Source organism: Paenibacillus sp. KS1, from assembly GCF_001680695.1.
Lineage (GTDB): Bacteria > Bacillota > Bacilli > Paenibacillales > Paenibacillaceae > Paenibacillus_B > Paenibacillus_B suaedae.
Map to the genome: position 1 here is coordinate 61,710 of NZ_MAIS01000022.1, position 12,627 is coordinate 74,336.

Consider the following 12,627-nt stretch of genomic DNA (forward strand, 5'->3'; position numbering starts at 1 on the left):
TGCTGGTGGCGAACAAATAGAGGTTCTGCTCACTGCAGAACCTCACTCTTCATTCGATAATAATTGCTTGCAATTGCTCACTCCATGGACTCTCTTACACTTCTGTACATACATGCCGAATTGTGTAAGTGGAAGACCGCCTTTACAAAAAAAGGCAGTGCTGAGCACCGACCTCCCCTTTCGTCATCGCCTTATAAATGACCCTGCCGCTGTAGTAATTGAAGATAGTGCACATAATACTCGTTGTTCAGTGAACATTCTTCCCCTTGAGGAATCCCCTTCATAATCATAAGATCATCAACTAATGCATAACACAATCCCTGCACGGTAAATCCGAGCATATGCTCCCCATCTTCACTAGTGAGTACAACTCGAAGCAGCTCTCCATTTCGAATCCGAATCCATTCCTTCTCCGATGGTTCCGGAGGCCTATCTTCAGCTTCCCGCTCCTCATATCTGGCCTTATGCTCTTCTTGGATGCCCTTCTCCGTATCACTATATATCCGGTTCAGAACATCACGATCCTCAATCTTGAAGCACTTGAATACCTGTTCAAAATTCGCCAGTGGATCGCGCTGCAAATCAGCCAGCACCTCTGCTGGGATTTCAATCGCGCGGTACTTCTCCACAAGCATTTTCTCGGCAGCAAGATTCGTATACCTACGGGGAAGCTGCTGCTCCAGAAATCGTTGATGTAGCTCCTCCATCCCTCTGCACCTCCACTTATCGATTAAATGATTACTTCTATCATTCGACCCCAAGCGCCGGAATAAAGAAGATTCAGCAAACATCCAATACCTTTCGTGTATTCAAGTCTATGAAGCACAGGTACATACTGAGATAAATGGAGGAACTGCCTCTTCCACCCTTAGGTACGCTGTTCTGGGGATGTCAATCTAAGTGCATGAAACAGCGGCATATGCTGATGATTCGTTCCATGGACAAGATAATCATCCTCGACACGGTCAATGAATAGCACACCATCCAAATGATCCATCTCATGCTGGATGCAGCGGGCAAAGAAATCCTCAGCCTCCAATGTGACCGTCTCACCATCCCGGTTCATCGTTGTTATCTTAATATATTGATGACGCTTCACTCTGCCGTAGTACCCAGGATAAGACAAGCAAGCCTCCATCCCTTCCTGCTCGCCAGCCGTCTCGACAACCTCTGGGTTAATAAGTTCAATATATCCGTCTCCGACATCCATGACGACAACACGTCGCAAAATCCCAATTTGCGGTGCCGCAAGTCCTGCTCTTCCCTTCTCAGCATACAGGGTATCCTTCAAATCATTAAGCAGCGATATCGTACGCGCATTCAGCTCTGTAACTGGCTTGCAGCGCTTGCGCAATATCGGATCTCCAAAAGGTAAAATGATGCGTTCAGCCATCTCTCTCACTCCTTTCTCTCTGGCAATTGCTATCAACCGCCTTAATGGCAGATGGTTTACACATTCTTTGAAATCAACAATCACGGTCTACTCGCTATTATTTCCCTACGTTCTATTGGGAAGCTTCTCGCTTCATTTTACGCTGCTCCCTAAAGTACATGTCATCTTCATTGGAGTTTTCCCTATCCAATATAACATAAATATAATGTCATTATTTTTCACCCTGTTGCATACCTGTTCCATCACACTATGAACCAATAATTCTCCCTATTCTATCTTCCTCTAGCCTGACACCGGAAGCAATCGAAGTAGAGGTTGTCCACCCAACAAATCATTATAACCATAAAAAAGGGCCTCCCCTTCGCCGACCATCGTCGCCTAAGGGGAAGACCCTCTTATCCATCTTCGAATCTTCGATTATTCAGCAGCTACATTCTTAATGCCTTGCACCTCGAAGCCGTAGATACGAGCTGCTGTATCTCCGCCTTGGGTTGGTTTCTCAACGTTAAGGCGAACATAACGAGCCTTGGTCTTAGCAATCGCGTGCTTGGACGTGCCCTTCTCGTTGTCCGTCACCTTCACAGCATCCGTCCAATTCTCGCCGTCCATGCTGAGCTGAATCGTGAACTCGCGTGTATTGAAGGCAGCCGATTCACCGCCAGCCTCTGCATGGTGTACGATGAACTGTGTTACATCATACTCCTTACCCAAATCAACCTTCAGCCAGTGCTTCTCATTGCCGACTGCACACCATTTCGTATGCATCTCGCCGTCAACGGCGAACTGTGGCGCTTCACTGTCATTGACGAAGCTGGACGCTTCTGTCTTCGCACCCTTAGCCAGATCCTCTGCCCGGAACGCTGCTTCCTTGGATACCGTAATGAGCTGCGACTTCGTCATTACATCTTCACCAACTGCATTTTTCGCAGTCAGCTTCACTTCATACGTGCCTTCCTTCGCGAAGCTTACCTTCGGATTGCGCTCCTTGCTTGTCTCAGGCGTTCCGCCTGGGAAGCTCCATTCCCATTCTGTTGTCACTTCCGAAGACTTATCTGTCAGCTGTACTTCCTCACCTGGCGCCACGAACGTCTTATCCGCCTCGAAGTCTGCCTTAGGGGACGGATATTCAGGCCAGTCAAACGAAGTCATTGCCGCGCGGCCTTCCTCATAGTGACGATTCACCGGAACGACTGCTAGTTGCGTCGTCTTCTCCATGTCGCCGCCGCGCTTCATTTCAGACACATAGTAATAGTTGTTGCCTGTTGCGCCCATGAATTCATGGGAACCGTCCGGCTTCACACGATAGACTTGGTAATACTGCACATCGTCGCCCAGCGCTGTCCACGTCAAGCGAGCGTCTGCATAAATGCCGTCACGGACATCGTTTTCAATTATACGTACATCCGATACTTGACCTACAGGAGCCGTCTTCTCATTCTTATCGCGGATCGCAAACTCCCCTACGTGTGCCAAGTATAGATTATCATTGGCCTTGCCTTCCACTTGAACGGATACGCCAACAATTTTCTTGCCCGCATATGGGCTCAAGTCATAAGTTGCCTGTGTCCAGTCGCCCTTCGCGCCAGCTGCCTTCGTATCAGAAGGCTTCACAAACGTATATGTATCCGGTGCTCCTTCGAACGCAACACCGATGTTCAGATCAGCAGCTTCCGGTGCATTCGAATGGTACGTCAACGTCATTTGCATAGCAGCTGTCGCCTCTACATCAGTCTTGTACAGCTTCACATTTGAAGAAGCGCCTTCCGCAACCTCGCCCTGAAGCTTCAAGGAACTGCCGCCATAGAAGGAGTTCGAGAAGTCGAAGCTTGGTGCAATCTTCTGTCCAGACTCGTCAACCATCCAGCGCCATGTCGGCAGAACGTCCTGCAGACTGCGGTTGAACCATTCACGATCACGGACCTTCTTGCCGAATACACTGAACTGCGTACCGTTACCTGTATTGAAATGGGTCACGAAGTCAGACTTCGTAATGACCGTCTTATCTACGATATCATGCGCAATGCCACGCCATGCCCAATCGTTCGCCTTCGTCTTGGATGGATCGAGGCTATCGCCTACCCACAGACGCTGCTCCTTCTTCATGAATTCGTCATTCGTCTTGGTTGTATTGAACGCCCAGTCTGGGCGATACAGGCCAAGCGATGTCACTGCGTCCTGACCTTCCGGGAACAATACCGGGAAGTTGTACTCCCCTTGATAACCGCCGCCGCCTTCCAAATCCATACCTGCGAACAGCTCATGGCGTTCCCGCTTCAATTGCTCAGCTGCCTTCGGTGAGTTCTGGAATGGCGTTATGTAGTCGTACTTGCCTTCCTTCTTGAACTGCCAGCGGAAGTCGATGAACATATTGTCTGCTACTCGCTCCTCCCCATCTTGGAAGAACATCTTATTGTTGTCCGTCAGTCCACCCTGCCATTTCACAGGGCCATCCTTCACCATGGAGTCATACCAGATGATTTCCATATTGGAAGGCTTGATCTTCTGCAAGTATTTCAAAAACTTCTGCATATTCTGCGCATCTTCCGGCGTGCCGCCCTGTGTCTCCTGGTTAATGAACCAGCCATCAAAGCCATAGAATTTCGCGACTTCAATCAGTTTGTCTGCAACAGGGAACGTACCGTCCTCACGCTGCTGGATCAGATCACGCATCCATTCGATTTTACCGCCGTGCTCCTTTTGTGGAAGAAATACGGTGCCGTATACCGGTACGCCATTCTTGTGCGCTGCATCAATTACGTCCGCACTTGGAGGAACGATCAAGCCTTCCCCGGCAGATCCGCCCCACATAATCAGCTTGTCAACATACTGCCAGTAGCTGAACGCGTAGCCATGGAAGCTGTCATTGCCTTGCGATGGTGCACCGCTCGTACTTTTGTACATCGAAGCAAGCGCCATGACCTTGGCGTCTGACTTCGCATTCGGGTTCACCTTCGCTCCTTGTACACGAGAAGTGTCCAGCTTCACGGAGCTGCGGTTGAATGCCGCATCCTTGTCTGTCTGTGCCGACCACGACAATAGCGTATCCGGGTACCAATACGAGGAATGCGGCTGCGCAGCCTCTGCCTGGCCAGCGAAGCCGGCAAGCGATCCAGCAATCATCGCTGTGCTGAGCATCAAGGCAAACTTGCGTTTTATCTGACCTCGGGAAAGTATAGTCGGTTTCAATCGTTTCATTAGAATCCCCTCCAAAGTGACGACTTTCTCTTGATGTTGTATAGACAAATCCAATGCCTCAACAAGCGTATCCGAAGTCTCTCCTAACTTTGGTAACGCTTCCACAATGTTGTCGTGACCATTGTAAACGTTTACGAAATAGAAAAAAAGGGAACTTCCGCCTAAACGGCAAGCACCCTTTAATTTGTCTAGTAAATCTTTAAAATCTACACCAGAATAAATGTCACGAAAGTAACTAAATGGATTACTGAAAGCGGATTTTTAACAATCGCACGAATACATTCGGGAAGGCAAGCTCCTCCATCTCTTCTGGACCTGCCCATTTGTATACGGTATTGTCCTTCGGCTGCAGATTGCGAAGATTACAGCGGTACACGCGCATTTGCCAATGAATATGGCTGAACGTATGCTCTGCATCCATCCAGTGTTCAACGGGCGCAACATCTACCCCCTCCGCTTGCAAGGAATGATGCAGAATCGCATACGACTCAGCGTCGCTCATCCCGACGATGCCCACCTGCTTCGGTACGAGAATATGCGGCAGCTCCCACATCTTCGCCAGCAATCCGGTATCCGGACGTTGACGGACAAGCACCTTGCCTACATGTTCTCCCGCTCCCTCGATCAATGCCGCATACCGAAGCTCCGGTTTCGGCGGCTTCGCTTTTGTCTTGATCGGCAGGATAAGCTCTTCTCCTGCCATGCGTCCCTCACAATGCTCCATAACTGGGCAGAGCAGGCATGACGGGGATTTCGGCGTGCACACGAGCGCGCCGAGCTCCATTAGTGCCTGATTGAAATCGGATGCGCAGCCCTCCGGAATAAGTTCCTGTGCCAAATGCTCCATATGAACACGCGTTGCTGGCTTCGCGATATCATCATGCAGGCGGAAATAACGCGACAGCACCCGCATTACGTTGCCATCCACTGCCGGCTCCGGCCGATTGAAGGCAATGCTCATGATCGCACCGGATGTATATGGCCCAATGCCTTTTAGCGCGGACACCTTCGCCTTGTCATTAGGGACTTGTCCGCCGTATTGTTCCTTCACTTCTCGTGCTGCAGTCTGTAAATTACGCGCCCGGGAATAGTATCCGAGCCCTTCCCATGCCTTCAGCACTTCTTCCTCAGGTGCATCTGCCAGCTCCTCAACGGTAGGGAATTTCCCTATAAAGCGTTCGAAATACGGCTTTACCGTCTCCACACGCGTCTGCTGCAGCATAATTTCGGATACCCATGTGTAGTAGGGATTCGATTGACGCCGCCAAGGCAGATCCCTCTTATTCGCCCGATACCAGAGCAGAAGCTCGCGGCTGAAATATCTCTTTTGCTCGTCCATGACGGCCTCCTGTCTCTTGTCTATTGATTTGTCTCTAGTAGTTAGTATTCATCCTATAAGCGCAGTCTCCTTGCCCATTATACATGAAGGGAACCAGTTGTGAACGTTCTGCCAACAATCCACACCAGCGCTTGCAAGAGAGGTGCTGGAATTTCTATACTATTCATATAGAAATGTCCCAATAGAATGGAGGGCATCATCAGTGCCACAACGTCGAATGTTCACACGCTTCATCCCAATTGTCGCCGGTATCGCCTTGCTAGGACTGCTTGCCGGATGCGGCGGAGGAGCAAATAGCAGCAATGAGAGCAGCTCAGGAAACGCCAAAAAATCAGCTGCACTAGAAGGCCCAGAAGAAGTTGTCACCCTGTATAAAAACAATTGCATGCAATGCCACGGCAATGAAATGCAAGGGATGATGGGGCCAGAGTCAAACCTGCAAAAGATCGGCAGCAAGCTGACGAAGGAAGAGATTGCGAATACGATTGAAAATGGCGGCAAACTCATGCCTGCCCAAGGCGGACGTCTGGAAAAAGAAGAAATCGACAAAATTGCTGACTGGCTCGCCAGCAAGAAGTAGCCTCTTCCCCCTCGAGGCCGATAACCCTATAAGATAAGTGCTCGATGAGTATATGCTAACATACGAACACCTCATAGTAAGCAAGGACGGCAATAAGCCGTTTTGCTTTGAGAGGCCTATCCTTTCAGCTATAATAGATAATAGATAATTGATATATAGGGATCGAAAGGGGATGTTCGAATGGAATACCTATCTATCACGATATCACTCATCACGTTATTCGTATGCTTATCTGTGTACAACAAGGTAAGTGCCATGGAGGCACGCATCAAGGCAATGCAGGTAAGTTATGACCACATCGCCCAAGAAGACGGCATGTCTCGACATCCTGTTCAAGACGAGGTGCTTCAGCTTGTACGCGACGGCAAGAAAGTAGCCGCAGTCAAAAAGGCGAGAGAAGTGCTTGGCTTGTCGCTCGTAGAAGCGAAGCAATATGTAGACGCTCTTGAGGCCTAATAAACGCTTCATGCTTATCATTATTTAGCAGACTCTTACATAAAAATGGGGTACCCTTGTCGGGAACCCCATCTTCTATTTACGCTGTTCATTATTATCCTGGTGAAAAGGTTCCGCTCCCGCTCACATGCTGCCTATCATACCAATGGTCGACAGCCGATTCCCCTACCTCGCTTAGTAATGGAACACGCGACTCCCTACGCTCGCCAAGAGTGAACAAACCGCTTCGAAACCCTTCATTCACCACATCCTCTGTATAGCCACTAAAGCTTAGCTGAAGGTTGCCCGACGCCTGAACTTCCTCAACGTTCGAACTGGCAAATAAGGGCGGACGTACAACCAGGGTCTGTACGTGGACATGGCGAATCAAGCATACACACTCCGAACTCTCCGCTTAACTGCTACGCAAGTGCAAATCCTAAAAAATGATCCTGCTGGATGATGGACTGTTTCATATTTTGCATAAAGAGTACTTGCTGATCCGTCAACTTGCTAAAGTCTGCATAGGTATGGTGATACACATAGGAAAATACATGTCGAAAATCGATGAAGTCATTCAATCGTGGTGTAATAAGCCTCGTGGAGCGGTGGCTCGCATAGCCTTCCATCATTGCATCATGGAAGCGCTCGGCGAAGTTGCGCCGTTCTTCTGGAGCTTGCACAGTGGAGACAGCATGATAGATGGCGATCGCCACATCATATGCGTACCAATGGTATTCGCTGTCTCCGAAGTCAATGATAACTGGGGTATTCTGTTTAATCAGGAGATTGCCCTGATGAAGATCACCGTGAACAATTCCATACTCTGCGGGAGTAACCGTCTGTTCAGACAACCATTTGCAGTACTGCTCCCATTTGCTCCGCACAGTCGGATCAAGCTGATGATGCTCTTGCTGGTACAGTGCATGCTCCTTCCAATGCGGACGGACAAGAGGAGATCCATCGTAAGCTTCTGAAGCTGCATGCATCTGCGCAAGGGCTGCCCCCCAATCCTTGAATAAGCGTTCATTCCACACTTGCTCATCATGGATCTGGATTCGTTGGCCTAATATCTTCTCATATATCGTAAAAAAGTGAGTTGGCAGGGAATGAACAAGTTGACCTCTTAAAGAAAGCGGTGCTGCAACCGGAATACCGTATTCATGAAGATATTGCACCCATTCCACTTCAGACTGAATATGTGCCGTATTATGAATTCCATGCTCATATAGCTTTATAATGACAGGACTTCTCCCTACAATAGCTGCCTCGTATACATTAAGATCGTAACCACCAATTATATGCAATTCCGACCTGTCGCACCCGATGTAGTCACATACCTCCAGAAGCACTTCTTCCGGCGCCATAATCTTACTCCCCCATTCCACTATGTATCTGACGTACGCCATTCTACAATAGCCTGTGCCGACGCAATGCTCGGCTGGTGCGAGATGCTAAGATGAATGCGATATTCGCTGCTGGACAAGCCGAGCCGCTGCCAAGCAGCTTTGCTCAATCGGGCAATCGGCTTGCCGAGCTGATCCGGCAATATCTCGATGTCTTGGAAGGAGATCACTTCTCCGATTCCCGTTCCAAACGCCTTCACGATCGCTTCCTTGGCAGCGAATCGGCCAGCAGCGAATTCGACCTGCCTTCCTCCCTTGGTCGCATATACGGCCTGTTCGCGTTCTGTTAGTATACGAGCGATAAATCGTACACCGATGTGGTCATGCAGCAGCTTGTTGACACGCTCAATTTCGATGATGTCATGCCCTAATCCATGTATCATCCTGATCCTCTCCTTCCATGCGGCTTCGCCGATCAATTGCAGACCAACGCTTCCAGATATATACATGAAATTAATCTTGCGGTAATTGTATCACATGCAAGAGGCGCTGCCCAACCTATAACGGCTGACAGCGCCCACATACGCTCCGGAATCAATTATTCGCCTACACGCCATTTCACCAAGAAATGAATTACAAGAATCGATACTATGCTGTACCCCAGCAGTACGATGCTGTTCAGCATGACATCTGTTGTCCATCCTGTCAAAAGCACTCCCCGCATCGCCTCTGCCGCATATGTGGTCGGAAAAATATAGGCCACCCACTGCAATAATGATGGCAGCTGATGCATATCAACCATGACGGGCGACAGAAATGTAACGAACATCATCAGCGCCTGCACAAGCATATTTGTCAGCTGATGATTCGGCGACCAGAACCCGATGCCTACACCGACGCCAACAACACTGGTCAAGGACAATAGCACAACAATCGGCAGCGCCCATGTAATATGAAAATCAATGCCGTATCCCCATTTCCCAAATGATGCAAGCAATACAAAGGACGGAAGGGCACTCATTAAGCCTTTCAGCATATTGGCAATTACGAAGTTCAGCTTGGATATCGGCAATGACAAGTAGTACGTAAAATGACCTTGATGCTTCTGCCACGATATCTCCTGCCCCATCGAGTTCATCCCCGTTACGATAATACCGAATATGAGGTTGCCGGCAATGACCCGGATCAATGCTTCATGACTCGGATTGTCAGTAAAAGAAATCATGAATAGCATGGTTGTAAATGGAAACATTGTTGACATCAACAGAACCCACACCCATGTGTCTCGAATGTTGGCGTATTGAATTCGGATTAGGATTATAAACTCTGTCAACTTCCGCCCAATTCCTCTTGTACCTGCGAATGGGACTGCTGATTTGACTGCAGACTGGCTAACGATATCAGATCTGCTTGCTGCTTCTGATTTCATACATCCTGCACCTCCTGCTCTGCTTGACGATCAATATGGAAATACACATCCTCTAAACTTGGCGGCTTTACCGCGTATTCCTCGATCGGCAAGTGAGGAGAACGAACAATATAATCGAGCACAAGGCTCGCTTCTGATTTGTCTACGAGCAAACGAAGCCGGTTCTCGCCATCAATATGAAGCTGTCCCCACTGTCTCAAAGCCTGCTCGGCAGCCTCACGGCGGCCAAACTCCGTGGTCAGCTCGAATTTGAGCCGCTGATCGACCTTCTGCTTCAGCTTGGCGACCGCATCAATTACTAGCAAGCGTCCATGATTGACCACTGCAACCCGATCCACTACCTGCTCTGCCTCAAGCACGTTGTGCGTAACTAGGATAATGGTCGCCCCTTCACGATTGCGTTCCTTAATTAAATTCCATACGAGGCGGCGGTTCGTGGGATCCAGTTCATTCGTCGGCTCGTCGAAAATAAGGACTGGAAGACGGCCGATCAATGCAGTCCCGATGCCAATCATCCGCCGTTGCCCTCCAGACAAATGCTTTAGCTGCTTATCGCGAAAGTCAGACAATCCCACCATCTCCAGCAACTCCGCTGACTGTCTTATGGCGTCCGATTTTGTCATCCCTCGCAGGCGCCCGGTAAACTCCAGCGCTTCTTGTGCTTTCAACACAGACAAAACATGCGGATCCTGCGAGAAATAGGCAACCTGCTGTGCCACATATTTCGTATGGCGCGATACATCCATACCCTTGAATAGCACCTTTCCTTCTGTAGGTTCCAGGTGTCCGATCATCTGCTTGATCAGGGTTGATTTGCCCGCTCCATTGGGGCCAAGCACCCCCAATATTTCACCTTCTTGCACTTGCAGCGAAATATCTACATTCGCCTTCACCTTGCCGCGTTTATACATTTGACTCACATGGTCGAGTTCATAAATAACAGGATTCACGTTCCACCCCTCCCTATATGGTAAATAATACCTAACAGGTTTAGTATCAACAACCGACCATCGATGGATCTTATATTCGTTCTCCAGGTGAATAAGCTGCTCCGTCCGTAGACGGAGTACTTATAGACGGCGTTCTCCCTGCTGACGATGTCCTCCATAAGCGGAGTTTCACTGTAGACAGTGTCTCTCTTTAGGCAACGCTCTCCTGTAGGCGAAGTCTCCCTGTAGTTAGTGTCTCTCTATAAGCAATACACTCCTGTTGACGAAATCCCCCTGCAGATAGTGTCTCTCTTCAGACAATACCCTCCTGTTGATGAAAATTTGCTGCACTCCCCCCTCGTGTAAAGTTCTTGCCCTGCCGAATCTTCAATGTTAACCTTTATTTATAATAATCAGTTAACATTAAAGATTCAGAGCGTTCGTTATTTACAAAGGAGCTGGAAATGAGATGGAAACAGAAAGACGGGAATCTCTTCTACATAAGGATCGTTCGTATGTCTGGCATCCCTTTACACAAATGAAGGAGTATGCCGATCGTGATCATGTGTTAATTGAACGTGCGGAGGGCATGTATGTATACGATGCAGAAGGGCGTCGCTATTACGACACCGTGTCTTCTTGGTGGTGCAACCTTCACGGACATGGGCATCCACGCATTAAGGCCGCGATAGCCGAGCAGTTGGATCAGTTCGATCACATTATGTTCAGCGGCTTAACTCATGCCCCAGGGATAGAACTGGCGGAGAAGCTTGTCCAGCTTAGCCCCGAGGGGCTAAATAAGGTATTCTATTCGGACAATGGATCGACTGCTGTGGAAGTCGCTATTAAGATGTCCTTTCAATACTGGCAGCAGATTGGCCGCCCTTCGAAGACAAGGTTTGTTTATTTGGATGGCAGCTATCATGGTGATACATTGGGCGCGGTAAGTGTGGGCGGAGTTCCGCTCTACCATTCACTTTTCAAGCCGCTTCTGTTCCATGCCCACCGCGTGCCTGCGCCGGATATGCGCACTACTCGCATATCCGGCCCTATTGGCGAGCGGGAGGTCGCGGAGGCGGCACTAGCGCCGGTGCGCGAGCTGTTCGAACGCGAGGGTGATACACTCGCGGGCATCCTCGTCGAGCCGATGCTGATGGGCGCTGGTGGCATGATCATGACGCCTGCCGCTTATATGCAAGGCTTGCGCGAGCTGTGCTCTGCGTACGATGTCCACCTTATTGCGGACGAGGTCGCAACGGGGTTCGGGCGAACGGGCAAGATGTTCGCCTGTGAGCACGCCGGGGTCAGCCCCGACATCATGTGTCTCAGCAAGGGGCTGACCGCAGGCATAATGCCGCTCGCGGCTACACTGTGCCGCGACAGCATCTACGCCGCGTTCTACGATGATTACGCGGCGCAGAAGACATTCTTCCACGGCCACAGCTTCACCGGCAATCCGGTGGCGTGCGCCGTGGCCCTCGCTTCCCTGCGCCTGTTCGAGGAGGAGCATACACTCGAACGAGCGCAGGACACCATTGCCGCGCTCAGTTTGGCGATGCGCGGCATTGCCGAGCTGCCACACGTTGCAAATGTGCGGCAGCTCGGGTTCGTTGCGGCGTTCGACCTATATGAGGATGTCGAACACCGCAAACCATTTGCGCCCGAGCAGCGCATCGGGGCGCAAATGTACGAGGCGGGCTTCGAGGATGGACTCATCCTCCGCCCGCTCGGGGACACCCTCTACTTCTGGCTGCCGCTATGCGCCACGCCAGACGATGTCCATGACATCGCCGCTCGCACCATCCGGGTGCTCCGCCGCGTTCTGCAGCTGCAAGCGCCAGCGTGCTTAGAGTAAACAGGGAACAAGCGGAGAAATTAAGCCAGTTAAACATAAAGAAACAAATCATAGAAAGATGACTGTGGCTTAGGCTGGGGATTCGGATTCGGATTCGGTCTTGGTCTTGGTCTTGGTCTTGGTCTT

At 49.9% G+C, this 12,627-nt stretch carries 12 protein-coding genes; 3 read left to right on the forward strand and 9 right to left on the reverse strand.

Annotated elements, in window-relative coordinates:
* Positions 1-191: 191 nt before the first annotated feature.
* The 4 genes from BBG47_RS09830 to mutY form a co-directional block, all read right to left on the reverse strand.
* Positions 192-707 carry a hypothetical protein gene (locus BBG47_RS09830; protein ID WP_065291595.1) on the reverse strand — a complete coding sequence of 172 codons (516 nt, stop codon included), beginning with the start codon at positions 705-707 and terminating at the stop codon, positions 192-194.
* Between the two features lie 161 nt (positions 708-868).
* Complete coding sequence (def, locus tag BBG47_RS09835) at positions 869-1,393, reverse strand: peptide deformylase (RefSeq protein WP_065291596.1); 525 nt, start codon at positions 1,391-1,393, stop codon at positions 869-871.
* Positions 1,394-1,810: 417 nt separating this feature from the next.
* Positions 1,811-4,588 carry an endo-beta-N-acetylglucosaminidase gene (locus BBG47_RS09840; protein WP_065291597.1) on the reverse strand — a complete coding sequence of 926 codons (2,778 nt, stop codon included), beginning with the start codon at positions 4,586-4,588 and terminating at the stop codon, positions 1,811-1,813.
* 244 nt (positions 4,589-4,832) lie between these two features.
* Positions 4,833-5,927: an A/G-specific adenine glycosylase gene (gene mutY, locus BBG47_RS09845; protein WP_065291598.1), complete on the reverse strand. Its 1,095-nt coding sequence runs from the start codon at positions 5,925-5,927 to the stop codon at positions 4,833-4,835.
* A 202-nt stretch (positions 5,928-6,129) separates the two neighbouring features.
* On the opposite strand from mutY, the gene BBG47_RS09850 reads away from it, so the two are divergent.
* Both BBG47_RS09850 and BBG47_RS09855 read left to right on the forward strand, forming a co-directional pair.
* Entirely contained in the window at positions 6,130-6,507 is a 378-nt protein-coding gene (locus tag BBG47_RS09850) for a c-type cytochrome (protein WP_083189203.1), read from the forward strand.
* A 180-nt stretch (positions 6,508-6,687) separates the two neighbouring features.
* Complete coding sequence (locus BBG47_RS09855; protein WP_065291599.1) at positions 6,688-6,963, forward strand: hypothetical protein; 276 nt, start codon at positions 6,688-6,690, stop codon at positions 6,961-6,963.
* A 94-nt stretch (positions 6,964-7,057) separates the two neighbouring features.
* Here BBG47_RS09855 and BBG47_RS29435 read toward each other — a convergent pair whose 3' ends face one another.
* The 5 genes from BBG47_RS29435 to BBG47_RS09875 form a co-directional block, all read right to left on the reverse strand.
* Positions 7,058-7,333 carry a hypothetical protein gene (locus tag BBG47_RS29435; RefSeq protein ID WP_139070696.1) on the reverse strand — a complete coding sequence of 92 codons (276 nt, stop codon included), beginning with the start codon at positions 7,331-7,333 and terminating at the stop codon, positions 7,058-7,060.
* 31 nt (positions 7,334-7,364) lie between these two features.
* Positions 7,365-8,309, reverse strand: coding sequence for a phosphotransferase enzyme family protein (locus BBG47_RS09860; RefSeq protein WP_065291600.1), 945 nt, complete (start codon positions 8,307-8,309; stop codon positions 7,365-7,367).
* Positions 8,310-8,329: 20 nt separating this feature from the next.
* On the reverse strand, positions 8,330-8,731 hold the full coding sequence (gene acpS / locus BBG47_RS09865; RefSeq protein WP_021261197.1) for a holo-ACP synthase: 402 nt from the start codon (positions 8,729-8,731) through the stop codon (positions 8,330-8,332).
* A 155-nt stretch (positions 8,732-8,886) separates the two neighbouring features.
* On the reverse strand, positions 8,887-9,717 hold the full coding sequence (locus tag BBG47_RS09870) for an ABC transporter permease (protein ID WP_083189206.1): 831 nt from the start codon (positions 9,715-9,717) through the stop codon (positions 8,887-8,889).
* Entirely contained in the window at positions 9,714-10,667 is a 954-nt protein-coding gene (locus BBG47_RS09875; RefSeq protein WP_175400510.1) for an ABC transporter ATP-binding protein, read from the reverse strand. The genes BBG47_RS09870 and BBG47_RS09875 overlap by 4 nt, the downstream gene beginning before the upstream one ends.
* 448 nt (positions 10,668-11,115) lie before the next feature.
* Here BBG47_RS09875 and bioA point away from each other — a divergent pair, with 448 nt between their 5' ends.
* The gene (gene bioA, locus BBG47_RS09880) at positions 11,116-12,501 is read left to right on the forward strand and encodes an adenosylmethionine--8-amino-7-oxononanoate transaminase (RefSeq protein WP_065291601.1); all 1,386 of its coding nucleotides are present in this window, start codon (positions 11,116-11,118) and stop codon (positions 12,499-12,501) included.
* Positions 12,502-12,627: the final 126 nt, after the last annotated feature.

Coding starts and splice junctions, on each gene's coding strand:
- BBG47_RS09830 (WP_065291595.1), bottom strand. CDS start 707: ATGGAGGAGCTACATCAACGATTTCTGGAGCAGCAGCTTCCCCGTAGG.
- def (WP_065291596.1), bottom strand. CDS start 1,393: ATGGCTGAACGCATCATTTTACCTTTTGGAGATCCGATATTGCGCAAG.
- BBG47_RS09840 (WP_065291597.1), bottom strand. CDS start 4,588: ATGAAACGATTGAAACCGACTATACTTTCCCGAGGTCAGATAAAACGC.
- mutY (WP_065291598.1), bottom strand. CDS start 5,927: ATGGACGAGCAAAAGAGATATTTCAGCCGCGAGCTTCTGCTCTGGTAT.
- BBG47_RS09855 (WP_065291599.1), top strand. CDS start 6,688: ATGGAATACCTATCTATCACGATATCACTCATCACGTTATTCGTATGC.
- BBG47_RS09860 (WP_065291600.1), bottom strand. CDS start 8,309: ATGGCGCCGGAAGAAGTGCTTCTGGAGGTATGTGACTACATCGGGTGC.
- acpS (WP_021261197.1), bottom strand. CDS start 8,731: ATGATACATGGATTAGGGCATGACATCATCGAAATTGAGCGTGTCAAC.
- BBG47_RS09870 (WP_083189206.1), bottom strand. CDS start 9,717: ATGAAATCAGAAGCAGCAAGCAGATCTGATATCGTTAGCCAGTCTGCA.
- bioA (WP_065291601.1), top strand. CDS start 11,116: ATGGAAACAGAAAGACGGGAATCTCTTCTACATAAGGATCGTTCGTAT.